The organism is Nocardioides psychrotolerans (genome assembly GCF_943371775.1).
In the GTDB taxonomy this organism is placed as follows: Bacteria; Actinomycetota; Actinomycetes; order Propionibacteriales; family Nocardioidaceae; genus Nocardioides; species Nocardioides psychrotolerans_A.
Genome location: NZ_CALRWD010000018.1, coordinates 30,889 through 53,404, shown reverse-complemented (window position 1 = coordinate 53,404; position 22,516 = coordinate 30,889). Strand labels below are relative to the sequence as shown.

Annotated in this window: 24 protein-coding genes and 1 other RNA gene; 3 read left to right on the top strand and 22 right to left on the bottom strand. The window is 71.1% G+C overall.

The features are described 5' to 3' along the window. Nucleotides 1–61 precede the first annotated feature (61 nt). The 12 genes from AAG827_RS07575 to AAG827_RS07520 all read right to left on the bottom strand — a co-directional run bounded on the left by AAG827_RS07575 (nucleotide 62) and on the right by AAG827_RS07520 (nucleotide 10,644). Nucleotides 62–1,156: a crosslink repair DNA glycosylase YcaQ family protein gene (locus AAG827_RS07575; protein ID WP_341925281.1), complete on the bottom strand. Its 1,095-nt coding sequence runs from the start codon at nucleotides 1,154–1,156 to the stop codon at nucleotides 62–64. A 20-nt stretch (nucleotides 1,157–1,176) separates the two neighbouring features. Then, complete coding sequence (locus AAG827_RS07570; protein WP_341925280.1) at nucleotides 1,177–1,620, bottom strand: GNAT family N-acetyltransferase; 444 nt, start codon at nucleotides 1,618–1,620, stop codon at nucleotides 1,177–1,179. After that, complete coding sequence (locus AAG827_RS07565; protein ID WP_341925279.1) at nucleotides 1,620–2,498, bottom strand: endonuclease/exonuclease/phosphatase family protein; 879 nt, start codon at nucleotides 2,496–2,498, stop codon at nucleotides 1,620–1,622. The genes AAG827_RS07570 and AAG827_RS07565 overlap by 1 nt, the downstream gene beginning before the upstream one ends. Nucleotides 2,499–2,620: 122 nt before the next feature. Further along, on the bottom strand, nucleotides 2,621–3,112 hold the full coding sequence (locus AAG827_RS07560) for a GNAT family N-acetyltransferase (RefSeq protein WP_341925278.1): 492 nt from the start codon (nucleotides 3,110–3,112) through the stop codon (nucleotides 2,621–2,623). Between the two features lie 142 nt (nucleotides 3,113–3,254). Next, nucleotides 3,255–3,625, bottom strand: a transfer-messenger RNA (tmRNA) gene (gene ssrA, locus AAG827_RS07555). A gap of 50 nt (nucleotides 3,626–3,675) precedes the next feature. Further along, nucleotides 3,676–4,323, bottom strand: a complete 648-nt coding sequence (locus AAG827_RS07550) for a maleylpyruvate isomerase family mycothiol-dependent enzyme (RefSeq protein ID WP_341925277.1) — start codon at nucleotides 4,321–4,323, stop codon at nucleotides 3,676–3,678. A gap of 15 nt (nucleotides 4,324–4,338) precedes the next feature. Beyond that, nucleotides 4,339–5,220: an amidohydrolase family protein gene (locus AAG827_RS07545; RefSeq protein WP_341925276.1), complete on the bottom strand. Its 882-nt coding sequence runs from the start codon at nucleotides 5,218–5,220 to the stop codon at nucleotides 4,339–4,341. Continuing rightward, complete coding sequence (gene smpB, locus AAG827_RS07540; RefSeq protein ID WP_341925275.1) at nucleotides 5,213–5,692, bottom strand: SsrA-binding protein SmpB; 480 nt, start codon at nucleotides 5,690–5,692, stop codon at nucleotides 5,213–5,215. The genes AAG827_RS07545 and smpB overlap by 8 nt, the downstream gene beginning before the upstream one ends. A gap of 56 nt (nucleotides 5,693–5,748) precedes the next feature. After that, nucleotides 5,749–6,972: a peptidoglycan DD-metalloendopeptidase family protein gene (locus tag AAG827_RS07535; protein ID WP_341925274.1), complete on the bottom strand. Its 1,224-nt coding sequence runs from the start codon at nucleotides 6,970–6,972 to the stop codon at nucleotides 5,749–5,751. 93 nt (nucleotides 6,973–7,065) lie between these two features. Further along, nucleotides 7,066–7,977 (bottom strand): permease-like cell division protein FtsX, encoded by a 912-nt coding sequence (gene ftsX, locus AAG827_RS07530; protein ID WP_341925273.1) that lies wholly within the window; start codon nucleotides 7,975–7,977, stop codon nucleotides 7,066–7,068. After that, nucleotides 7,977–8,669 (bottom strand): cell division ATP-binding protein FtsE, encoded by a 693-nt coding sequence (gene ftsE / locus AAG827_RS07525; RefSeq protein WP_341925272.1) that lies wholly within the window; start codon nucleotides 8,667–8,669, stop codon nucleotides 7,977–7,979. The genes ftsX and ftsE overlap by 1 nt, the downstream gene beginning before the upstream one ends. A 61-nt stretch (nucleotides 8,670–8,730) precedes the next feature. Then, a complete protein-coding gene (locus AAG827_RS07520; RefSeq protein WP_341925271.1) occupies nucleotides 8,731–10,644 on the bottom strand; it encodes an alpha-amylase family protein in 1,914 nt (637 codons plus the stop codon). A gap of 40 nt (nucleotides 10,645–10,684) precedes the next feature. Here AAG827_RS07520 and AAG827_RS07515 point away from each other — a divergent pair, with 40 nt between their 5' ends. Both AAG827_RS07515 and AAG827_RS07510 read left to right on the top strand, forming a co-directional pair. Next, nucleotides 10,685–11,320, top strand: coding sequence for a hypothetical protein (locus tag AAG827_RS07515; protein ID WP_341925270.1), 636 nt, complete (start codon nucleotides 10,685–10,687; stop codon nucleotides 11,318–11,320). Between the two features lie 64 nt (nucleotides 11,321–11,384). After that, nucleotides 11,385–13,298: a zinc-dependent metalloprotease family protein gene (locus tag AAG827_RS07510; RefSeq protein WP_341925269.1), complete on the top strand. Its 1,914-nt coding sequence runs from the start codon at nucleotides 11,385–11,387 to the stop codon at nucleotides 13,296–13,298. 28 nt (nucleotides 13,299–13,326) lie between these two features. Here AAG827_RS07510 and prfB read toward each other — a convergent pair whose 3' ends face one another. The 10 genes from prfB to AAG827_RS07460 all read right to left on the bottom strand — a co-directional run bounded on the left by prfB (nucleotide 13,327) and on the right by AAG827_RS07460 (nucleotide 19,633). Then, nucleotides 13,327–14,445, bottom strand: coding sequence for a peptide chain release factor 2 (prfB, locus tag AAG827_RS07505; protein ID WP_341925268.1), 1,119 nt, complete (start codon nucleotides 14,443–14,445; stop codon nucleotides 13,327–13,329). A 44-nt stretch (nucleotides 14,446–14,489) separates the two neighbouring features. After that, entirely contained in the window at nucleotides 14,490–14,948 is a 459-nt protein-coding gene (locus AAG827_RS07500) for a CAP domain-containing protein (protein WP_341925267.1), read from the bottom strand. 77 nt (nucleotides 14,949–15,025) lie between these two features. Then, a complete protein-coding gene (locus AAG827_RS07495; protein ID WP_341925266.1) occupies nucleotides 15,026–15,484 on the bottom strand; it encodes a CAP domain-containing protein in 459 nt (152 codons plus the stop codon). Between the two features lie 54 nt (nucleotides 15,485–15,538). Next, nucleotides 15,539–15,994 carry a Tad domain-containing protein gene (locus AAG827_RS07490; protein WP_341925265.1) on the bottom strand — a complete coding sequence of 152 codons (456 nt, stop codon included), beginning with the start codon at nucleotides 15,992–15,994 and terminating at the stop codon, nucleotides 15,539–15,541. After that, nucleotides 15,991–16,458: a hypothetical protein gene (locus AAG827_RS07485; protein WP_341925264.1), complete on the bottom strand. Its 468-nt coding sequence runs from the start codon at nucleotides 16,456–16,458 to the stop codon at nucleotides 15,991–15,993. The genes AAG827_RS07490 and AAG827_RS07485 overlap by 4 nt, the downstream gene beginning before the upstream one ends. Next, nucleotides 16,455–16,847 carry a TadE/TadG family type IV pilus assembly protein gene (locus AAG827_RS07480; RefSeq protein WP_341925263.1) on the bottom strand — a complete coding sequence of 131 codons (393 nt, stop codon included), beginning with the start codon at nucleotides 16,845–16,847 and terminating at the stop codon, nucleotides 16,455–16,457. The genes AAG827_RS07485 and AAG827_RS07480 overlap by 4 nt, the downstream gene beginning before the upstream one ends. Further along, nucleotides 16,847–17,044, bottom strand: coding sequence for a hypothetical protein (locus tag AAG827_RS07475; RefSeq protein ID WP_341925262.1), 198 nt, complete (start codon nucleotides 17,042–17,044; stop codon nucleotides 16,847–16,849). The genes AAG827_RS07480 and AAG827_RS07475 overlap by 1 nt, the downstream gene beginning before the upstream one ends. A 23-nt stretch (nucleotides 17,045–17,067) precedes the next feature. After that, nucleotides 17,068–18,009, bottom strand: a complete 942-nt coding sequence (locus AAG827_RS07470; protein WP_341925261.1) for a type II secretion system F family protein — start codon at nucleotides 18,007–18,009, stop codon at nucleotides 17,068–17,070. After that, nucleotides 18,006–18,860 (bottom strand): type II secretion system F family protein, encoded by an 855-nt coding sequence (locus AAG827_RS07465; RefSeq protein WP_341925260.1) that lies wholly within the window; start codon nucleotides 18,858–18,860, stop codon nucleotides 18,006–18,008. Before AAG827_RS07465 ends, AAG827_RS07470 begins: the two co-directional genes overlap by 4 nt. Then, nucleotides 18,860–19,633, bottom strand: a complete 774-nt coding sequence (locus AAG827_RS07460; protein WP_341925259.1) for a CpaF/VirB11 family protein — start codon at nucleotides 19,631–19,633, stop codon at nucleotides 18,860–18,862. The genes AAG827_RS07465 and AAG827_RS07460 overlap by 1 nt, the downstream gene beginning before the upstream one ends. A gap of 277 nt (nucleotides 19,634–19,910) precedes the next feature. Here AAG827_RS07460 and AAG827_RS07455 point away from each other — a divergent pair, with 277 nt between their 5' ends. Beyond that, entirely contained in the window at nucleotides 19,911–22,508 is a 2,598-nt protein-coding gene (locus tag AAG827_RS07455; protein WP_341925258.1) for a DEAD/DEAH box helicase family protein, read from the top strand. The last annotated feature ends 8 nt before the right edge of the window (nucleotides 22,509–22,516 follow it).

The following is a 22,516-nucleotide window of genomic DNA, read 5'->3' as shown; positions in this document are numbered from 1 at the left end:
CACCCCCTCAGGTGCGGTCAGGGAGATCAACGAGCGCACGCGGCCGGGGTGACGGTCAGGATCAGCGGTCCAGACCGAGCCACCCGGCCAGGTCGGCGACCTCGCGGTCCACCGCGGCCGTCATGGCCTTCGTGAAGGGCACATCCTCGTGGAGCGCCACGACCTCGAAAACGCCGGCGTCGCGGTCGGCGCGCGCGTCGAGCTTGCCGACCAGGCGGTCGTCGTGGAGCACCGGCAGCGCGTAGTAGCCCCAGATCCGCTGCGACGCCGGCTTGAACATCTCCAGCACGTAGTCGAACTCGAAGACCTCGTCCATCCGCCTGCGGTCGTAGACGAGCCGGTCGAACGGCGACAGCAGCGCCGTCCTGCCCTCGAAGGGCTGGCCGAGCTGGGCCGGGTCGACGCGCCACTGCCCCTTGACGCCCTCGACCACGGCCGGCTCGCCCGCCTCGCCGACGCTGTGGGGCTCGCCGGGCACCTTCGCCGACCGGGCGCGCGCGAGGCCCAGGCCCCGCAGGCGTGCCTCGTCGCGCAGCTGCAGCGCCTCGTCGGCGGGCACCACGGGATCGTCCGGGTAGATCCGCTCCGCGAGGTCCCACAACCGCTCGCGGCCGTCGCGACCGGCGACCGCCACCTCCCCGCGCTGCACCAACTGCTCGAGCATCATCCGCACGTTGCGGTTGTTGTTCCACCCCGACGAGGGCCACGGCACCACGCACGCGTCAGGCAGCTCGCTGGCCGGCAGCGGCCCGTCGCCGCGCAGGCGCTCCAGGATGTCGCGGCGACACTCCTCGTTGGCCTCGACCCAGCCGACCAGCCGCCGCTGCCAGTCCTTCTGTTCCCCGGCGCCCGGCCACTGCGCCATCTCGGCGCGGAAGAGGCGCATGTCGCCCGCCGCCCGGGCCGCACCGCCGAAGTCCACGAGCCGCTGCTCGTCGAGCGCGTCGACCAGGTCCTGTGGGTCGTACGCCGACCCGAGCCTGCTCCACAGCACCAGGTCTGCGCTCGGCGCGACCGCGTTGGTCGGGTCGAGCTGCACCAGGGTCAGGTGGCGCACCGTCTCGACGAGGTCCACGGGTCGCCCGGCGTCCAGCAGCTGCGCGCGGACCGCGATGCGGCGCGCGTCCGCCCGGCTGAGCTGGTGCACGTCGGCCATGTGCTGACCCTAGGCCTCGCTCAGAGGTCCTTGCGGAAGTGGACGTCGGCGGCGCCGACGACGGGGACGTCCTCCCACCGCAAGATCTCGCGGTAGCCGTGGCGCTCGTAGAAGCCTGGCGCCTGGAAGGTGAAGGACGTGACGAAGACATGGGTGCAGCCGCGGCTGCGGGCCTCGTCCTCGAAGTCGGCGAGCAGCCGGGCACCCAGCCCCTCGCCCCGGGCGGTCGCGCGGACCCAGGTCATCGCGATGCCCGCTGCGATGCCCCAGGTCCAGCCACTCATGCCGGCGGCGAGCTCACCGTCCTGGTCGAGGACCTGGACGGTGAGCTCACGAGCTGCATCGGTGCCGCGCGTTGCCTCCGCGTTGACGCGGTCGAGCTCGGCGGAGAGCCGCTGGTCCAGCTCGGCGTCACCCTCGCCCACGCTCGAGCGCCAGCGCTCCTGGGGCGAGCCGCTGGGCATCAGCCCCGGCTCGTCTTCCCGGCGACCTTGACCCGAGCGTGCACGAAGGGATGGTCCGTCGCGGAGCGCACCGGGTCGCCGTAGTCGACGCGGTGCCGGGAGAAGTCGACCGTGCGGGGCGTGCCCATCACCCAGTCGAGCTTGATCGGGCCCGAGCCGGTGTCGCAGCCTCCGGAGCGAGGTGCGCCGGGACGCGACTCCGCGTGCGAGGCCCCGTTGGAGGCGACCAGCCCGGTCCTGGCGGCGACGCGGCAGACGAACTCGGTGTGCTCGTTGGTGTCGCCCAGGATGAAGACGGGCTTGCCGTTCCCGCGGAGCTTCTTGATCAGCTCGATCTGCTCGCGGGTGGCGCGGTCGCGGGCGCCCTCCTGGTCGCGCGGGGAGTTGTGCACGTCGATGACGTAGAACTGCCCACCCGAGGCGCGGTTCTCCAGCCGGACCCACGGGATGGGGCGCTGTTGGTGGTCGAACGTCGTGGTGATGGAGCCGGTGTCGACGAGGGAGAACATGGACTTGCGCCAGGCGATCTGCAGACGGACGCCCTGGTTGCCCAGGGACTGGCCGGGCCAGATCCGGTAGCCGGGGCGCTTGTCCTTGATGGCGGCGAGCTGGTCGTCCTGGACCTCCTGGAGGCCGACGACGTCGACGCCGCGGTCACGGATGGCGTGCGCCAGCGCGGTGGCGCGCTTGACGCCGCGGCCGCGGTGCTGGCTGCCGAGGATGTTGAGGGTGCCGATGCGGAAGGAGAACGCCTCGCCGGGCTGCGGTGGCCGCGCCCGCGTGGAGGTCTCGGAGGCGGCCTCCACGGCCGCTCCTGGGGCGGCCTGCAGGCCCCCTGCTCCGACTGCTGCGCCCGTGACGATGGTCGCGGCGAGCATTGCTGCTCGTGGGACGTGAGGTCGAATAGGCATCAGAGGAGACTAGGGAAGATGCCCGCGAGAGGCACATCGGGGCCGGGCGCCCGACGCTCACGGGGTGATCGATCCCACCGCGTCCTGCGCTAGAGCTCGCGCTTGAAGCCCTCGTGCGAAGCGGTGAACCCGAGGCCCGCATAGAAGCGGTGCGCCTCGGATCGCTGCTTGTCGCTCGTGAGCTGGATCAGGGCACAGCCGCGGCGTTCGGCCTCTCCCTTCGTCCACAGGAGGAGGGCTCTGCCCAGGCCGCTGCCGCGCAGGTCGGCGCGGACCCGCACCCCTTCGACCTGTGCGCGGAGCGCGCCGCGACGAGACAGTCCCGGGATGAAGCTCAGCTGCGTCGTCGCCACGACCTCGCCGCCGGTCTCGGCAACCAGCAGGAGGTGCGCGGGATCTGCGTCGAGCGCCTCGAAGGCACGGACATAGGCCTGCAGTCCGTCGGCACCATCGGTCCCGTCGCGTGCAGCGCCCAGCGGGTCGTCGGTCAGCAGCTCCACGATGCTCGGCAGGTCCTCGATGACGGCTCGACGCAGGCTCACCGTTCCCTCGCTCGTCCGGAGCAGCGCCAGATCGGTCATGTCGCCGATGCTGCCCCATCCACGTCAGCCGGCGCACGGCCGGTCCTGGACGCACGCACAGCAGCCGCCCCGACGGATGTCGGGGCGGCTGCTGTTCAAGAGGGCTGGCTCTCGGTGGTGTGACCCACCGGGACCGGCGGTGCAGTGGAGCTGGCGGGAATCGAACCCGCGTCCTCGAGCGTCGAACCAGGTCTTCTCCGGGTGCAGTCAGTGATGTCGCTTTTCTCGGCCCCGGGGCTCGCACAGACACGTCCCCGACAGGCTCAGTCGTGCAAAAGTCCCGTTCAACCTGCACGACGTCAGTTGAACAGCAAGTCTCCTAGATGACGCCAGGGTCCGGGACGGAGACGGATGCCCGGTCTGACGCTTCGATCACTGCTCAGGCAGCGAGAGCGAAGGAACTGCGCTTAGCGTTGGCAGTTATAGGTTTCCAACGATCGTTTACGAGATGACGTTGGCTCCTCGACCCGCTTCCCCTGGGACTAACGTCCCAAGTCGAAACCGATCAGCCCCTCTTGAGTTATGTGGACACTCTACTCGCCACAACCGACAGGCCCTACCGGTTATGCCCGCGCCCACTCCCGCAACGTCTCGGCGCCGGGGCCGGCCAGCTCGTCGAGGCGCGGCTCGCGACGCAGCAGCGCGAGCGCCAGCGCGGCCGCCGGAGCATGCACCGCGTCGCGGGCCTGCGGGCCGGAGCCCGCGTCGTGGGACCAGTCGAGGTCGGTCGCGACGTAGCGCAGCGCCGGGATGCGGCCCGGGAGGAAGCCGATGCGGGCCTTCGCCGAGACGAGGAAGTCGAGCGAGGGCCGCCAGCGCGCCGGCGGACGCTCGTCGGTGAGACCGAGCGGGATCAGGATGTCCTGCTGGTGCACCAGGGCGTCGGTGTAGGGCCCGACGATGCCGATGATCGGTGGCGCCAGTCGCGAGTCGGCCTTCTCCCGCAGCAGGGCCACCAGCTCTGCCGAGGACCTCTCGGCACGACGGGCGGCCATCAGGACCGAGAGCCGGTCGGGGTTACCGCGCGCACGGACCATGGTGGTCACCAGCTCGACGGTCGAGAAGTCGCAGGGCACGACGAGGTGGGCGACCAGGCCGTGCACGTCCCAGGCAGGACAGAGCGTCTGCACCCGCCACTGCTCGGGTGTCAGCGTCTCGAGGCGGTCGGCAATCGCGCGGCGTTCGTCGGCGAGCGCTGCGGCGATGTCCATGGGGACAGTGTCGCCTCAGAGCCCGAAGATGCGCACCCCGTTGTGCCAGCAGACCGCTCGCAGCCAGTCGTCACCCAACCCGGTCGCGGCCAGCCCGTCGAGCTGCTCGACGTAGGGGTAGGGGATGGTCGGGAAGTCACTGCCGAGCAGCACCTTGTCCTGCAGCTCGGCAAGGCGCGGCAGCAGAGCAGAGGGATAGTCCACACCGAAGAAGTCGGTGAACACCATCGTGGTGTCGAGGTGGACCCGCTCGTAGGTCTCGGCGAGCACCAGGAACTCCTCGCACTCCGGCGCCCCCATGTGCGCGACGACGACGAAGAGCCGGGGGAAGCGCTCGAGCACCCGCCGCATCGAGGTCGGACCGGTGAACGCGTTGCCGACCGGGCCGGAGCCCGCGTGGATCACGATCGGTGTGCCGGCGTCCTCGAGGATCCCCCACACCGGGTCGAGCAGCGGGTCGTCGAGGTGGAACTCCCCCACCTGCACGTGGACCTTGAAGATGTCGACGCCCGCCTCCACCAGCCCCTCGACGTACGACGCGGCGTCGGGCTCGGGGAAGAACGTCCCCGACCACAGCACCTCGGGGATCCCGGCCGCGAAGTCGCGCGACCAGTCGTTGAGGAAGGTGGCCACGCCCGGTTTGTGGGCGTAGGGCAGCGTCGAGAAGCGGCGTACGCCGAAGTCGCGCAGCAGCTCGACGCGCTCCTCGTGGTCGAAGCGGTAGCGGATGGGCCAGTCGCGCCCGATCTTGGGACCGGCGGCGTCGAAGACGGCGTAGACCGCGCGCTGGATCGACTCGGGCAGGAAGTGCACGTGCACGTCGACGAGCCCCGGCAGCCCGAGGCCCTGCCAGAACGCGCGGACGGCGGCCCCGTCCGAGCGTGCGTCCTCAGTCACTCATGCCCTTCAGGCGACGGCCGACGGCCTGCTCGATCTCGCGGGAGGCCTGGCGCTCGGCGAGGGAGTGCCGCTTGTCCCACGACTTCTTGCCCTTGGCCAGACCGATCTCGACCTTCGCGCGACCGTCGACGAAGTAGAGCGACAGCGGGATGACCGTGAGGCCCTTCTCGTTGACGCGACGCTCGATCTTGTCGATCTCGACCCGGTTGAGCAGCAGCTTGCGCTTGCGGCGGGCGGCGTGATTGGTCCAGGTGCCCTGGGTGTATTCAGGGATGTGGACGCCGTGCAGCCACGCCTCGTGGCCGTCGATGTCCACGAAGCCGTCGACCAGCGACGCGCGTCCCATGCGCAGAGACTTCACCTCGGTGCCCTGCAGGACCATGCCGGCCTCGTAGGTGTCCTCGATGGCGTAGTCGTGTCGCGCCTTCTTGTTCTGCGCGACGATCTTGCGCCCCTGTTCCTTTGGCATCCCACCAGTCTCTCAGGGCCGGTCAATCGGGTTGGCGCCAGCCGGGTCGTGGCGGGTCAGAGGAAGTTCATCGGGTCGACGGGCTCACCGTTGACCAGGACCGTGAAGTGCAGGTGGCACCCCGTGGACCAGCCGGTGCTGCCGGCGAAGCCGACGACCTCGCCACGCGCGACCTGCTCCCCCTCGCTGACGCGGTAACCGCTGGCGTGGTTGTAGACGACCGTCATGTTCTTGCCGTTGACCTGGCCCAGGCTGAGGTAGAGCCGGTTGCCGTAGACCGACGAGTAGTAGATGTCGGTGACCGTGCCGCCCGCGACGGCGAACATCGACTGCCCGCAGCTGACGCCGAAGTCGGTGCCGTCGTGGAGGCCGTAGTAGCCGTAGATCGGATGGGTGCGGTATCCGAAGGGCGAGGTCACGTAGCCGTTGACCGGGTTGCTCAGGAAGCCGCCCGTGTCGCCCTGGTAACCGCCGCCGCGACGTGCGGCAGCCTCGGCCGCAGCCAGGATCCGCGCCTTGATGCGGTCCTCGCGGCGCTTGAGCGCGGCCAGGATGTCCTTGTCCTTGGCCCGCGCGGCGAGCGCCTTCTCGCGGGCGTCGCGGTTGGTCTGGAGCAGTGCGATGACGTTGCCCCTAGCGACGCGCGCCTCCTCGAGCAGGTCGCGCACCATGGCCAGGTTGGCGGCAGCGTCGGCGCGACGCGTCTCCATCGTCTGCTTGGCGGTCCTGACCTCGCCCTCGCGGACCCGCAGGAGGATCTCCGCCTCGTGCAGCCCCGCGTAGGCCCGGTCCTGGCTGCCCACGACCGCGTCGGTGGCCTCCATCCGACGCATCAGGTCCTCGGGGCTGTCGGCATCCATCAGCGAGGCGAAGGCCAGCAGCTGCGGGTCGCCGTTCTCGTAGACGTCGTTGACCGTGTTGACGACCGTCACCCGCTGGGCCGCGAGCGCGGCCTGACCAGCGATCACGTCGGCGCGTGCCTGCTCGAGGGCCTCCTCGGCCAGCACCAGCTTGGCCTGCATCTCACGGTCCCGCGCCTGGGCGGCCGCGAGCCTCGTGCGTACGTCGTCGAGGCGGGCCTTGGCGCTCAGCAGCTGCGAGCGCGCCGCCTCGAGCGCGGCCGTGGTGCGCTGCACGCGCTTGCTGGCCTCACCGAGGTCGTCGTGCGCGCTCTCGATCTGTTGCTCGACGCGCTTCTGCTTGTCCTTGAGGCCGTCGTCGGCATTGGCGAGAGGGATCGCGAGCCCGCCCAGCGTGGCCGCGGCGGCAAGGGATGCCACGACGACACGCTGACGTGCTGCGCTGGGGAAGTAGCGCACAGGTAAGCCTTCGGCGTTCGGGGAAGTGAACGCCTCGACGGTAGTGGCTGGAGGTCAGACTTTGATGTATTTGCGGGTCAGCAGGAGTGTCGGGAGCAGCGTCAGCACCGGCCCGACGATCCCGATGCCGATCAGCGTCACGTAGTAGTCCTCCCAGCCGATCCACGGCATGAACGTCAGGCCCTGCGCCGCGCGGTCGATGATCCCGAACTTCAGGAACGCCGCGAGGGCGCCGGCGGCCAGCGCCACGCCGAGGAAGGCGGTGACGAGCGCCTCCATGAGGAAGGGCAGCGCGATGTAGAGCGTCGAGGCGCCCACCAGCCGCATGATGCCGATCTCCTTGCGCCTGGCCAGTGCCGCGAGGCGGATGGTGTTGGCCACGAGGAGCAGGGCGGCGAGCACGAGGAACGCGGCCGTGCCGATGGCGCCGTACTTGAGCGCGTCGATCGAGCTGAGGATCGGGCCGACCACGTCTCGCAGGTCCTGGATCCGGGCCACGCCGGGCAGGCCCCGCAGCGCGCTGGTGATGCCCTCGAACTCGTCGGGGTCCTCCAGGGTGATCCAGACCGACTCGGCCATGTCGTCGGCCGTCAGGGCGGCGTCCGGGCCCTCGAAGCGCTCGGGCCCGAAGAGCTCCTTGACCTTCTCGAAGGCCTGCGCCTTGGTCTCGGTGTACCAGTCGGCGACCTCGGGGCTGTCCTCGACGACGCTGGCGATCTGCTGCTTCTGCGGGTCGGTGACCTCGGAGAGGCACGCCGGGTTGTCATCGCCGTCGCGGCAGAGGTAGACGGTGATCTGGAGCTCGCTGCCCCACTGGTCGGCCGCCTTGACGGCCTGCTGGTTGAGCATGGCGCCGAGGCCGACGAGGGTCAGCGAGACGAAGAGGGTGAGCACGACCGCGATGTGCATGGAGACGTTGCGGCGCAGCCCCTGGCGGAGCTCGGTGAACGAGTGGCGCAGCTGCATCAGAGCACCTGCGATCCGTAGCCGCCGCGCGCTTCGTCGCGGGTGACCCGTCCGTGGTCGAGCTCGATGACGCGCTTCTGCATCTGGTCGACGACGTACTCGTCGTGGGTGGCCATCAGCACGGTGGTCCCGGTCTCGTTGATGCGGCCGAGCAGCTTCATGATGCCGGCCGAGGTGGTGGGGTCGAGGTTGCCCGTGGGCTCGTCGGCGATCAGGATCATCGGGCGGTTGACGAAGGCGCGCGCGATGGCGACGCGCTGCTGCTCACCGCCGGACAGCTCGTCGGGCAGGCGGTCACCCTTGCCCTCGAGGCCGACCAGCTCGAGCGTGCCGGGGACGACGCCGTCGATCTCGCTGCGGGACTTGCCGATCACCTGGAGCGCGAAGGCGACGTTCTCCGAGACGGTCTTGTTGGGCAGGAGACGGAAGTCCTGGAACACGGTGCCGATCTGGCGGCGCAACCGCGGGACCTTCCACCCGGCCAGCCGGTTGACCTCCTTGCCCGCGACGTAGACACGACCGGACGTGGGGCGGCTCTCGCGCAGCACCAGGCGCAGCGCGGTGGACTTGCCGGAGCCGGACGTGCCGACGAGGAAGACGAACTCGCCCTTCTCGATGTCGATCGACACGTTGTCGAGGGCAGGCTTGCCCGGGCCGGGGTAGGTCTTGGAGACCTTCTCGAAGCGAATCACGTGAAACGACGTTAGCCGAGAGGCGCACCCTTCTGGGGACCCCGCCCCGGCCGCACCCCCGTCAGGCTGTGGCCTCGACCACCCACCATGCCCCGTAGGGCGGCAGCCAGACGTTGCCGTCGTGGCCGGCGGCGACCAGGTGCCCGCCGATCGCGTCGTAGGGCGTGGCCAGGCCCGCCTCGTGCAGGCGCCGGAGCGGGAAGGGCCGGTGCTCGTCGGTCACGTTGTAGAGCCCGACGAAGGGCCCGCTCGCGTGACGTCGTACGACGGCGAGGATGCCGTCGTCGGTGTCCGTGAGCGTCTCCACAGGGGCGGACGCGTGCAGCTGCGGGAGGGCTGCGCGGACGCGGGCCAGGTGGGCGATGCCGACGAACACCTGACCGGCCGGGGTGTCGGCTCGACCGCGCTGGGCCATCCGGGTCTCGTCGATGCGGGGGCGGTGGGCCCACCGGTTGTCATCCTCGTGGCCGGGCTCGTCGGCCCACGCGGGGTCGTTGGGCTGGGCCAGCTCGTCGCCGCTCCACACCACCGGGACCCCGCCCCATCCCGCGACGACGGCATGGGCCAGGAAGATCCGGGCCAACGCGCCGTCGGCGTCCAGCTCGTGCTCGCCGAGACCGGTGAGCGAGGCGGCCGTGCCGCTGATGCGCCGGTCACCGGTGTCCGGGTTGGCCTGGAAGACCAGGCCCTCGGACCAGGAGCCGGGGAACTCCCCGGCGTAGAAGTCGCTGAGGAAATGTCGGTGCCCGGGCCCGGTGAGCCCGACCGCAGCGGCGTCGCGGTCGTCGATGGCCCACCCGATGTCGTCGTGGCAGCGGACGTAGGTGATCCACGTGCCGCTCGGCGGCGTCGGCGGCAGCGCGGCGAGGGCGTGCCGGGCGAGCACGGTGTTGCGGGTGGCGAGCATCGACCAGACCTGCACCATGAGGCTGTTGTGGTAGGCCAGGTCGCTGACCAGCCCGGTGTGCGGGCCGGTGCCGAGGTATTGCACGAGGTCACGCGGACCGACGATCGCCTCGGCCTTGAACAGCACGGCCGGCGCCGCGATCTTGGCCACCGTGCGCAGAGCCTGGGTGATCCAGTGGACCTCCGGCTGGTTCTGGCAGGTGGTGCCCATCCGCTTCCACAGAAACGCGATCGCGTCGAGACGCAGCACCTCGACGCCGACGTTGGCCAGGTCGAGGACGATGCGGGCGAACTCCACCAGCACCTCGGGGTTGGCCCAGTTGAGGTCCCACTGCCAGGTGTTGAACGTGGTCCACACCCAGCCGACCGCCTCGTCGTCCCAGGTGAAGCTCCCGGGGGCGAAGTCGGGGAACACCTCGGGCAGCGTCGCCTCGTAGGCGTCGGGCAGCGTGCGGTCGGGGTGGATCAGGAAGTAGTCGCGGTGGGTCTCGTCCCCCGCGCGTGCCGCCGCGGCCCAGGCGTGCTCGCGGGCCACGTGGTTGAGCACCAGGTCGACGACCAGGCTGATGCCGCGCTCACGCAGCCGCGTGGCGAGCTCGGCCAGGTCGTCCATCGTGCCGAGGTCGGCCCGGACGGCGCCGTAGTCCTGGACGGCGTATCCGCCGTCGTTGTCACCCTCGCGCGGCTGGAGCAGCGGCATGAGGTGCAGGTAGGTCACGCCGAGCTCGTCGAGGTAGTCCAGGCGCTTGCCCAAGCCGGGCAGGTCACCGGCGAAGCGGTCGGTGTAGCAGGCGTAGCCGAACCGGTCGGGCTGCTGGATCCAGTCGGGGCGCAGCAGCCGCTGCTGGTCGAGACGGTGGAGGTCGGGCGAGCGCGCGACGTAGGCGTCCGCGGCGGTCTCCACGAGACGCAGGACCAGGTCGGGGGTGGCGCGGTAGACCTCGCGCACCGCCCGGTCCAGGTCGGGCCACCACCGGTCCAGCCGCAGCAGGAAGGCCTCCTGGGCGGCGTCACCCAGGGTGTCGAGGCGGGCGACCGCGGCGGTGCGGACGGCGTCGGGAGTGCTCACCCGTGCATTTCTAGCACCACTCTCTCCGTATCGTGTGCGGGTGCGCGCACTCCGGACCCTCCTGATCGCCCTCGTGGCGACGGTCGTGGCCGTCACGGTGGGTGTCCTGGTCGTCGGCGGCGACGAGCCGCCCCCCGTCGCGCCCGCCGTCCCGCCCGCCCCGGTGAGCCTGTCGTCGCTCGACACGACCGAGCTGCTGGTCGCCCGCACCGACTTCTGCACGACCGTCCCCGAGGACGCCGTGAGCGATGCCGTGGCCGGTCCGGTCGACGAGGTGGTCGCCTACGGCAACGGCCGACGGGCCCGGATCGTGGGCTCGCTGCGCGACGTCGCCCACGAGTTCAGCTGCGCCTGGAGCGCGGCCGACGGCACGGTCGCCCGGGCGTGGGTCTTCGCTCCCCCGGTGACCAACGAGCGGGCCGCGGCGCTCGCCGGGGCGGCCCGCCGCGACGCCGGCTGCTCGCCGCTCGCCGGCGCGCCGTCGTACGGCGTGCCCTCCGTGGCGCTCGAGTGCACCGAGGGCGGGAGTCGCCGTCAGTCCTTCCGCGGGCTCTTCGGCGACGCCTGGCTGACCTGCCAGCTGACCGCGCCGGTCGCAGTGCCGGTCGCCGAGCTGACCGAGCGCACCAGCCGGTGGTGCGCGGCCGTGGTCCAGTCCGCTGCGCCGCTGGACTGATCGATCGGCTGATGTGCGGCCGCTTCTCCTGCGGCGCGCGTCGGCCGGGACCTAGCGTGTCCGCGTGCCTCAGCATCCCTCCCGGCGGATCCTCGCCACCGTCGTCGTCCTGACCTCCGTGGCCGCGGGCCTGGCGACTCTCGCCGTCCCCGCGTCGCTCGCTTCGGCGCCGGCACCGGATGCGACCCACCGAGCGAGCGCGTCCGGCAAGGTCTACGTGGTCGACCCGGCACCGGTCGGCATCGAGCCACCGACGGCTGCCCCCGACGCACGCGTCGCATCACGTCAGGCACTGCGGCGCAGCTTCACCCTGCACAGCAAGCCCGGATCCCAGCGCACGATCTTCCTGGACTTCGACGGGGCCGACGTCAGCGCCACCCAGTGGAACACCGACACCGGGCTCCCCGGCGGCACCCACCCGGCCTGGGACCCCGCCGGCAACGGCCCGTCCTTCTCGGCCGCCGAGCTGGCCACGGTGCAGGACGTGTGGGCGCGGGTCGCGGAGGACTACGCGCCCTTCGACGTCGACGTGACCACGGCAGACCCGGGGGCTGCGGCGATCACCCGCGCCGGCGCCGGCGACCAGGTCTTCGGCACCCGCGCGCTGATCACCCCGAGCGACGCCGCCATCGACGCGATCTGCGGCGGCGGCTGCGGCGGCGTGGCGTTCGTGGACGTCTTCGACGAGCCCGACGCACACAGCCGGTTCCAACCCGCGTGGATCTTCCCGCAGGCGCTGATGCACGACCCCAAGGCGGTCGCCGAGGCCGTGAGCCACGAGGTCGGCCACAACTTCGGCCTCGACCACGACGGGCAGGGCGGAGCCGACTACTACGCGGGCCACGGCTCCTGGGCACCGATCATGGGTGCCGGCTACGGCCGACCGATCACCCAGTGGAGCAAGGGCGACTACACCGGCGCCACACGCTCCGGCGAGGACGACGTGGCGATCATCGCCGCCAACGGTGCGCCCTACCGCGTGGACGAGGACGGTGGCACGCGCGCCACGGCCAGCAGCGCGCTGCCGACCGGCGCGCCGGCGTACATCTCGAAGCGGAGCGACCTCGACTACTACGCGCTCGGCGCCTGCGCGGGCGCCGTCACGCTGATCGGCACGGTCGCCTCGGTCAGCCCCGACCTCGACCTCCAGGTGCAGCTCGTCGACGACGTCGGCACAGTGCTGGCCACCGCCAACCCAGCCTCGGCAACGGTCGACTTCGACGTCGTCTCGGGTCTCGGCGCCACCCTGACGCAGAGCGTGCTGAGCGGCAGCTACTTCGCCGTGGTCGACGGCGTCGGCAACGGCTCGCCGTCGAGCGGCTACGACGACTACGGCAGCCTCGGCGCCTATCGGCTCGCGGTCACGGGCTGCGGCGGCGTGGTCGTGCCCGACCCTGAGCCGGTGCCGCCTGGGGCTCCCGGATCCCCGACCGCGACCCGCGACGTCGCCGCGCAGACGCTCGCACTCACCTGGACGGCACCCACCACCGGTGGACCGGTCAGCGGCTACGAGGTGCGCCTCGACGCCGGCGCGTGGTCACCGGCCTCCGGCTCGCTCACCCACGTCTTCGGCGCCGTCTCGTCGGCCGCCCACACCCTCGAGGTGCGCGCCTTGAGCACCGTCGGCCCCGGCCCGGCCGCGAGTGTCGGTGTGGCTGCCGTGGTCACGACGCCCGGTGCGCCGGTGATCGGGCAGGCGAGCCCCGGCGCCCGTGGCGGAGCCGTCACCGCGCTCGCGCGGTGGCAGCCCCCGACCAGCACCGGTGGCTCGGCTGTCACCGGCTACCAGATCGTCGCCTACAAGCTCACCAGCGCTGGCGCGGTCGTGCGGACGCTCATCAGCCAGGTCGTCGGCACCAGCCTCCGGTCCAGGTCACTCGCCCTGCCGTCGGGCCGCTACCGCTTCGCCGTGCGCGCCCGCAACGCCGCGGGCTTCGGTCCGCTCGGCATGAGGTCCAACGCCGTCGCCGCTCGCTGATCGCCCCTGACCGCCGAGTCAGGGCGCGCTAGTTGGCCTCGGCCTTGTCGGTGCCGCGACGCCAGCGGATGCCGGCCTCGAGGAAGCCGTCGAGGTCGCCGTCGAACACCGAGCTGGGGTTGCCGACCTCGTAGCCGGTGCGCAGGTCCTTGACGACCTGGTAGGGGTTGAGGACGTAGTTGCGCATCTGGTCGCCCCAGCTGGCCTGCACGTCGCCGCGCAGCCCGTCGAGGTGGGCCTTCTCCTCGGCCTTCTTGAGCGCGAGCAGCTTGGCCTTGAGCACGACCATGGCGCTCGCCTTGTTCTGCAGCTGGGACTTCTCGTTCTGGCAGGACACGACCGTGCCGGTGGGGATGTGCGTGAGACGCACCGCGGAGTCGGTGGTGTTGACCGACTGGCCGCCCGGACCACCGGAGCGGTAGACGTCGACGCGGATCTCCTCGTCGGGCACGTCGATCTCGTCGGTCTGCTCGAGCACCGGCACGACCTCGACGGCGGCGAAGCTGGTCTGGCGGCGACCCTGGTTGTCGAAGGGGCTGATCCGCACGAGGCGGTGGGTGCCGGCCTCGACGCTCAACGTGCCATAGGCGTACGGCGCGTGGATGGCGAAGGTGGCCGACTTGAGGCCGGCCTCCTCGGCGTAGGAGGTCTCGTAGACCTCGACGGCGTAGCCGTGCTGCTCGGCCCAGCGGACGTACATCCGCATGAGCGTCTCGGCGAAGTCGGCGGCGTCGACGCCACCGGCGCCGGCGCGGATGGAGACCAGCGCCTCGCGGGCGTCGTACTCACCGTTGAGGAGGGTGCGCACCTCGAGGCCCTCGACGGACTTCTTGATGCGGTTGAGCTCGATCTCGGCCTCGGCCAGTGCCGACTCGTCGCCCTCCTCGGCGCTCAGCTCGAGCATGATCTCGAGGTCCTCGATGCGGCTGGTCAGCGACTCGAAGCGGTCGACCTCGCCCTGGATCGCGGAGAGGCGGCCGGTGACGCGGGTGGCGTTGGCCTGGTCGTCCCAGAGGTCGGGTGCGGCGACCTGGTCGGCCAGGTCGGCGATCTCCGTGCGCATCGCGGTGATGTCGAGCACCTGCTCGATGGTGTGCATCGTCGCCTGGAGCGTCTTGATCTGGGTTTCGTAATCCGGTCCTGCCACAAGGGGCAAGGTTACGGGTCAGAGGTTGGCGCGTCGATCCGGGCTCAGGCCTTGCGGCCGAAGACCTGCGCGGCGTACCAGGTGCCGTCCTCGCTGCGGCGGGCACCGCTGCCGAGCAGACGGAACTGACGGTCGAGGATGTTGGCCCGGTGGCCCTCCGACTGCATCCATCCCTGGAGCACCAGCTGGACGCCGGTGAGGTAGCCGTAGGCGACGTTCTCCCCCACCTTGCGCAGCCCGCACTTCTCGAGGATCGGGCCGAGGTCCTGGTGGAACATCCGCTCCTGGGCGGCCATCCGCTTGGCCTGGCGCACGGCGAAGCCCTGGACGCACCTGTTGCCGCGCAGCCTGACCCGGTCGCGCAGCACGCGCGCCTGGTTGGTGGTCACCGTGATGGCGGTCTGGTACGTCGACTCGGGCGTGCGCGCCTGCGCGGGAGCAGTGGGGCTGGCGACCAGCACCGCGAGCAGGAGGACGGCTGCCGCCACGATCCGAGAGAGCATGGCGCTGACGCTAGTGATCCGGTGGGACCGACGCATCGTCCGATCGGACGACGCCCCTGGTCCGTCGGGACGGGCGCTCAGCGCCGGCCGAACACCTGCGCGGCGTACCACGTGCCGTCGGCGCCCCGCCGGGCTCCGATGCCGAGCAGGGCGAAGTCGCCGTCGAGGATGTTGGCCCGGTGGCCCTTCGACCTCATCCAGCCCTTCGTGACCGCACCCCTGCCCGAGGAGTAGCCGTAGGCGACGTTCTCCCCGACCTTGCTCAGCCCGCAAGCCGTGAGGATCGGTTGGAGGTCCTGGTGGAACATCTCCTGCTGGGCCGCCATCCGCTTGGCCTGGCGCACGGCGAAGCGCTGCACGCAGCCGTTGACCTTCACCTTGGCCCGGTCGTGCGAGACGCGGGCCTTGTTGGTCGCGGTGAAGGCGGAGGACTGGTAGCCCTGCTCCGGGGTCCTCGCCTCGGCGGGGCTGGAGACCAGGAGCACCGCTGCGAGGGCCAGCGCCATCGTCAGGGCAGCCAGGATCCGAGGGAGCATGTCCCGACCGTAGCGAGGAAGAGACCTCTCAGGCACCCCTTCGGGTGAAGTTGGTCATCCGGGCGCGACGACGGCCGACCCGGTGGCGCCGACGACCGGCCGCTCGGGCGAGCCCGGCACCGTCAGCGGCAGGTCGAGCGGCGCGCGCAGGTCGACGACGACCCGGGTGGTCTCGACGCGGACGTCGTAGGAGAGTCCGGGGAAGCGCCGATGGGCGCCGACCTCGACGAGGTAGCTGCGCACCGCCTCGCGGGCCTGCGCCTCGGTGAGCTCGAGCCGGTCCTGGCCGACGCCGCCCTCGTAGACGTCGGTCCCGGTCGCGCCGAGGTCGGCGCCGCGCAGCGCCGCGCCGTCGGCGAGCGTGTCGAGGCCCTGGCGTTGCAGGTAGGCCGCGGACGCGTCGATCACCATCGCGATCGTCATCAGCAAGAAGACCGCGAAACCGCAGATCAAGACGACCGACGAGCCCCGCTCGTCCCTCGGCGTACGACGGGTGGGCGCGGCCGTCACCGGACCTCCTGGTACTGCCCGATCGGGACCACGTGGGTGGCGTCGAGGGCGAAGCTGGGCTTGTCCCCGCCGAGGACCTCCGGCATCAGCGGCAGGTCGACGCGCGACGAGATGTGCACCGTGATGACCGCTCCCCCGCTGTGGCAGCTCGTGCCCGGGGAGTCGCAGCTGACCGTGACCGTCAGGGGTGCGTCCTCGAGCCCCTGGTCGGCCAGCGCCTGCCGGGCGGCCTGCTCCGCGCGATGCCGGCCCTCGGCATCGGTGGGTGCCAGTGCGTAGGCGCGTCCCGCCGCCCGCGCGGCCGCGCTCGTGCCGAAGGCGCCCTTCTGCACCTCGAAGACGGACAGCACGATCCACAGCGTCGGGATGAGCAGGAGGATGCCCAGCCAGGTCAGCTCGACGACGGCACTGCCACGCTCACAGCCGCCACGCTCACGGCCGCTGCGCTCCCGGTGCCACCTCACGGCAGCTCCTCGATCGCGTGGCCGGTGACGTCGAGCTCGATGGCGGGCCCGCCCAGACCCAGGGCGGGGACGCGGGCGTGGATGGTGACCTCGACGGCAGGGGCGCCGTCGATGAGCACCCGGCGCACGGACACGTCCTGGGCGTAGCGACCCGAGACCGCCTGATCGACCTGCTCGCGCGTCAGGGCGACGCCCTCGGCCGGTCCGCGGTCGGCCGTCGCCGCGAGCCGTGCCCCCTCGGAGGCCGCGGCGGCCAGGGTGTTGCGGACGAGCATCACCAACGCGACCTGGACGATCCCGAGCACGACCGGCACGAGGACGACGATCACCAGCACGACGTCGACGACCGCCGCGCCTCGGTGGGAGCGGGCGCGCAGCCGGTGGAGCACTACTGCACCGAGTTGAGCGCCGACCTCAGCATCGCGGTCAGCTCCTGGCGCGCGACGCCCCAGATCGCCATCACGATGCCGGCCGACATGACGGTGACGAGCACCCAGCCCGGCACGTCCCCCCGCTCGTCGCGCTGGCGTGGCGCGACGAGCGCCAGATGGAGGCGGGTGAACAGCTGCAGTGCGGTGTTGCCCATGATGAGGTCCTTTCCTCGAGACATCACGGAGTGGTCAGGTCGAGGCCCACGACGCCGGGCCAGAAGGCGAAGAGGATGGTCACGGGGAGCACCAGGAAGACCACCGGCACCATCATCAGGATCTCGCGGCGGGCAGCGACCTCGATGAGCTCGCGTCGCCCTGCTTCGCGCACGTCGGCGGCCTGTGCGTGCAGCACCTCGGCCAACGGGGTGCCGCGCTCGACCGCGACCGCGATGCCCTGCGCGAAGCGGGAGACCAGGCTCAGCCCGCTGGCCGCGGCGAGGTCGTCGAAGGCGGAGGAGACCGGCTCCCCGGTGCGGACGGCCGCCAGCACGCGCGCCAGGTCGGTGGAGAGCTCGCCGCCGCTGCGTCGTACGACGCGGTCCAGGGCCGCCACCGGGCTCTCGCCTGCAGCGACCGCCAGCGCGAGCATCTCCGCGATCGTGGGGAACTCCGCCAGGATGCGACGCTCGCGTGCCTTGACCTGGCCCGAGAGGTGGTTGTCGCGCCCGATGACGCCCCCGGCGAACCCGATCGCGCAGAGCACGACCAGCGTGAGCTCACCACCGGGGTTGGCCATCGTCTCGAGCACGCCGTAGGCGGCGACCAGCACGAAGCCGGCCAACCCCCACAGCACCTGCTCGACCCGGAAGTCGTGCACGGACTTGTCGATGGCGGCCCGCTGGAGCCGGCGACGCACCGAGGCCGAGCCACCGAGCACCCGCTCCACCCCGTCCGCCGACGCGCGCAGGACCGGGCCGAAGACCCCGGCGGCTGCCGACGCCGGCGAGGTCGAGGCGACCCGCAGCGCCGGTGAGCGCCCCACCTGCGGCAGGTCGCGGACGTAGGGCAGGACCCGGGTCGCCAGCTGTGGGCGGCCGATGACACGCACCCGCGCGACGACGAGCACCAGACCGGCGCCGGCGAGGGCGCCGAGCACGGCACCCCAGAGAAGCAGCGTCACGACAGGATCCGCCTCTCGACGGGGAGGCGGCCGATGCGCATCATCAGGCGATAGGCCACCAGGCAGAGCGAGGCTCCGACCACGAGCACGACGACGCCCGCGGGTGAGGCGTAGCGGCGGATCACCTCCGACTGCAGCGACATCAGCAGCAGCACCAGCCACGGCGCGGCCACCGCGAGCCTGGCGCCGTTGACCGTCCAGGCCTGGCGGGCCTCGAGCTCGGAGCGGGTGCGTGCCTCGTCGCGCAGGTAGCCCGAGAGGTTGCGCAGCAGACGTCCCAGCTCGCCACCACCCACCTCGCGCGCGATGCGCAGCCCCTCGACGACGCGGTCGCCGACCGGGTCGGCGAGCCGGGCCTTGAGCCGGTCGAGGCAGTCGCCGAAGCGTCCTGTCACCTGGTAGTCCAGGGCGAAGGCATCGAAGGCATCGCGCAACGGCTCGGGGCCCCGCACGGCGAGGCCCGCGAGGGCGTCGGGGAGCGAGAGCCCGGCGCGCACGGCGGAGGCGAGGTTGTCGACCGCCTCCGGCCAGACCTCGGCGAACTCCCGCTGACGACGTCGAGCTCGGCCGGCGACGATCGCGACCGGGAGGTAGGCGCCCATGGCCCCGAATGCCAACGCCACCGGAACGGTGCCGGAGACGGCCTGGAGCACGACAGCGCAGACCGTCCCGGAGACCAGGCAGAGAAGCGCGAAGCCGGTCGGGGAGACGTCACCGAGCCCGGCCCGGGCCAACAGCTGCGCGCTCAGGCTCACACCGCGTGCGGGCCGGGCAGCCCGGCGCGGCACGAAGAACGCGGACCAGACGAGCAGCAGCCCGGTCCCCACCCCGAGCCCGACGAGCGCCCCCATCAGTGCCCCTCCCCCAGGATCCGGTGGACGTCGATCCCGGCCCGCTCGTAGAGCTCGGGCCGCGGTGGCATGCCGTTGGCGCGCTCGAGGTCTCCCCCGCGCCGCTCGAAGATCGTCTCGGTCTCGATCACGTCGTTCTCCACGCGTCCCGGCACCCCGACGACCTCGTCGACCTGGCGGATCCCGTGGCGGTCGATGCCGAGGTGCACGACGAGGTCGACCGAGCTCGCGACCGTGGGGACGACGAAGCGGGCCGAGATGTTCTCCCCCGCCAGCAGCGGCAGGGTGCACATCTTGACGAGCGCCTCCCGCGCACTGTTGGCGTGGAGCGTGCCCATGCCGGGAAGCCCGGCGTTGAGCGCCAGCAGCAGGTCGAGACACTCCTCGGAACGGACCTCCCCGACGATGATCCTGGAGGGCCGCATGCGCAGGCTCTCCTTGACGAGGTCCCGCAAGCGGATCTCCCCCGTGCCCTCGAGCCCGGCCTGCCGGGTCTGGAGCGGCACCCAGTCGGGGTGCGGGAAGCGCAGCTCGAAGACCTCCTCGGCCGACACCACCCGGTCGCCGCCAGGGATCGCGGCAGCGAGGCAGTTGAGCATGGTCGTCTTGCCGGTCTGCGTGCCGCCCGCAACCATCACGTTGAGGCCGGCTCGCACCGAGGCCTCGAGGAACGCCGCAGCCCGGGGCGTCAGGCTGCCGAGCTCGACCAGGTCGGAGAGCCGCGCCGCTCGCAGCACGAACTTCCTGATGTTGACCGCAGTGAAGAAAACCACTGCAGGCCGACCTTCATCGCTCGTCCGTCCACAACCCCGGTCACGTGCTGCCGCCGGTCGTGATCAATTTTGTCACGAGGTCGTACAGCAGACCCCAACACCCGACGGACACGTCATCGAGATGGCGAAGGGTGGCCAACTCGCTGGCGCCTAGCGGGGCGGCGAGGTCCGGCCGCGGAGGGGCACCTCGAAACCGGTTTGGATAGCTCGAGCACTTCCGGAAGCATGGGCCAACCCGGGACCCCTCCGCCGGGGCCGCACGAGCGAGGAAGCAGGCATGTCCTTCATCACGAGCGGTACGACTCCGACTCCCGCCGCCAACCCCGAGGCGCTGTTCCGAGACCTCCCGCGTCTGCCGCACGGCCCGAAGCACCTGTGGGCACACCAGGCCGACATCCTGCGGGACTACCTGAATCATCAGTCGGATCCGGACCTGGCGATCGAGCTGCCCACCGGCGCCGGCAAGACCCTCGTGGGCATGCTGATCGGCGAGTGGCGTCGCCGGACCCTCAACGAGCGCGTGGTGTATCTGTGCCCCACCCTTCAGCTGGCACGCCAGGCGGTCACTGATGCTCGTGCAGCCGGCATCAGCGTGGTCGACCTGACCGGGTCGAACTGGAGCTGGGACAACAACGACCGGCTCGCCTACACCCAGGGGCAGGCGATCGCGGTCGCGCACTACAAGGCCGTCTTCAACTCCAACTCCCAGCTCGACGACGCAGACCTCCTGATCTTCGACGACGCTCACGCCGCGGCCGGAGCGATTGCCGACACCTGGACGGTCCGCTTCGACCACGGCACCACCGCGTACACCCAGATCGTGGAGCTGCTCACGGCCGGCCTTCCCGGCACCGCCGCCGTCCGACTCCTCGCCGCGACCCACGATTCCGCTACGCGCGCGGAGGGCTACCTGATCGACCCTCAGGTCGTCACCGCGAACCTGCCAACCCTGACGCAGGTCGTCGACACCCAGGCGCAGCAGACGAACGCAAGGTACTCGTGGCGGATGGTGCGCGACTCTGTTGACGCCTGCAGCGTGTTCGCGAGCGCCGACGAGGTGATCATCCGGCCCCTCCTCCCACCGACAAGCACCCACGACCCATACACCTCACCCAAGCAGCGGCTGTACCTCTCCGCGACCATCGGCGCCGGGGGCGAGCTCGAGCGGGCGTTCGGTCGACGTCGCATCACTCGCATGGCCGTGCCCGCCGGGTGGGACGAGCGCGGCACCGGGCGTCGGTTCTTTGTGTTCCCCGAACTCACCAACGAGTTCGCACGCGCCGGCGGTGACACGACGGCAGGTGCGGCACGCGCCCAGTTCGTCTCCGACCTGATGCGCGAGGCCGGCCGATCTCTGCTGCTCGCCCCGTCGAACTACACCCTGGACCAGGTCAAGCAACTGCTCGTGCCTGCCGGGTTCAAGAGCCTCACCGCGACCGACGTCGAGACGACGCTCGCGCCCTTCACCAGCGAGTCCCGCGCCGTCCTCGGCCTCGCGAACCGTTACGACGGCATCGACCTGCCCGACGACCAGTGCCGTCTCATTGTGTTCGCCGGACTCCCGGTGGGCGCCGACCCACAGGAGAAGTTCTACACAACGCTCCTCGGCGCGAAGCGGGTCCTCCAGGAACGCACCCGCACCCGGTTCGCTCAGGGCGCCGGCCGCGCGACCCGCAACACCAACGACCGGGCGGTGGTCGTCGTCCTCGGCCAACCCCTCATCGCATTCGCCGGTGACCGGGAGGTCCAGCAAGGCACCCACCCCGAGATCCGCGCCGAACTCGAGATCGGCATCCGCAACAGCAGCCGCCGCCCTGCCGCCGAGGTTGGCACGGCCATCCGCCAGTTCCTCGACCAGGACCCGTCCTGGAACACCCACATCGAGCCCGAGATACGCACTCTGCGCGAACGGTACGCAGACGCCGACGACGCCGAAGACACCAAGGCTCTCAACGCGGCAGCGGCCTACGAGATCCAAGCTCTCGACGCCGCGTGGCGTGGCAACTTCGGCGAAGCGGTGCGACAGGCCGAGCGCGCCATCCAGGCGCTCGCCGGGGGCGCGGAACTCCGCCCGTACCAGGCCCTGTGGAACTACCTCGCCGCGCACTGGGCACGGCTCGCGGCAACCGCCGACCCGACCTACGCAGTGCAGGCCGACGCCCTCATGCGCGCAGCCAACGCAGCAGCATCGCGCACCACCTGGATGCCGAACCGGCAGCTTGCCGACGGCACCGCCGCCACCGCAGAGGCCGAGGCATCCCGCCTCGACAAGCTCGCCGTCGACGGCGTCATTGCGCACGCCAAGTCCGTCGGCAAGCCACGCGCGCTCACCCGCGCCGTTACCGAGATGAAGGACAACCTCTCCCAGCGCGAGGCGGGCAGGTACGAGCAGGGGCTGGTCACCCTCGGTCGGCTCCTCGGCGCTGACTCGCACAAGCCAACCGACGAAGCCCGCGCCGACGCGGTATGGCGATGGAGCAACGAGATGTGGGTGGCCTGGGAGGCGAAGTCCGAGGCCAAGGACGAGAACGATATCTCCGCCGACGACATCCGCCAGGCCAACACCCACCTACGCGCCGCATCGAAGGACCTCGACGAGGAGGTTCCGCCGGGAAGTCACATCTTCCTGGTCAGCGGCAAGAGCACGGTGCACGAAGCCGCCCGCGCCCTGGCCGTCGAGGAACTCTCATTCACCCCGATCGACGACGTGCAGCAGATCGCCGAGAGGGTCGAGGCCGTGTGGATGTCCCTACAGGGCCGCCTGCTCAGCGGCGCGGACGCTGACGAACTCCGACCCGCGGTCCTCAAGGAACTCGCCGACGCCGGCGTCTTGCCCAGCCAAGTGCTGCAGACATTCTCCGAACGCCTGTTCTGACGCCCGTA

What these genes read in the sequence shown, in the direction of transcription:
- AAG827_RS07575 (WP_341925281.1), bottom strand. Translation starts at nt 1,156, where the DNA reads ATGGCCGACGTGCACCAGCTCAGCCGGGCGGACGCGCGCCGCATCGCG.
- AAG827_RS07570 (WP_341925280.1), bottom strand. Translation starts at nt 1,620, where the DNA reads ATGCCCAGCGGCTCGCCCCAGGAGCGCTGGCGCTCGAGCGTGGGCGAG.
- AAG827_RS07565 (WP_341925279.1), bottom strand. Translation starts at nt 2,498, where the DNA reads ATGCTCGCCGCGACCATCGTCACGGGCGCAGCAGTCGGAGCAGGGGGC.
- AAG827_RS07560 (WP_341925278.1), bottom strand. Translation starts at nt 3,112, where the DNA reads ATGACCGATCTGGCGCTGCTCCGGACGAGCGAGGGAACGGTGAGCCTG.
- AAG827_RS07550 (WP_341925277.1), bottom strand. Translation starts at nt 4,323, where the DNA reads ATGGACATCGCCGCAGCGCTCGCCGACGAACGCCGCGCGATTGCCGAC.
- smpB (WP_341925275.1), bottom strand. Translation starts at nt 5,692, where the DNA reads ATGCCAAAGGAACAGGGGCGCAAGATCGTCGCGCAGAACAAGAAGGCG.
- ftsX (WP_341925273.1), bottom strand. Translation starts at nt 7,977, where the DNA reads ATGCAGCTGCGCCACTCGTTCACCGAGCTCCGCCAGGGGCTGCGCCGC.
- AAG827_RS07500 (WP_341925267.1), bottom strand. Translation starts at nt 14,948, where the DNA reads ATGCTCTCTCGGATCGTGGCGGCAGCCGTCCTCCTGCTCGCGGTGCTG.
- AAG827_RS07495 (WP_341925266.1), bottom strand. Translation starts at nt 15,484, where the DNA reads ATGCTCCCTCGGATCCTGGCTGCCCTGACGATGGCGCTGGCCCTCGCA.
- AAG827_RS07475 (WP_341925262.1), bottom strand. Translation starts at nt 17,044, where the DNA reads ATGGGCAACACCGCACTGCAGCTGTTCACCCGCCTCCATCTGGCGCTC.
- AAG827_RS07465 (WP_341925260.1), bottom strand. Translation starts at nt 18,860, where the DNA reads ATGGGGGCGCTCGTCGGGCTCGGGGTGGGGACCGGGCTGCTGCTCGTC.
- AAG827_RS07455 (WP_341925258.1), top strand. Translation starts at nt 19,911, where the DNA reads ATGTCCTTCATCACGAGCGGTACGACTCCGACTCCCGCCGCCAACCCC.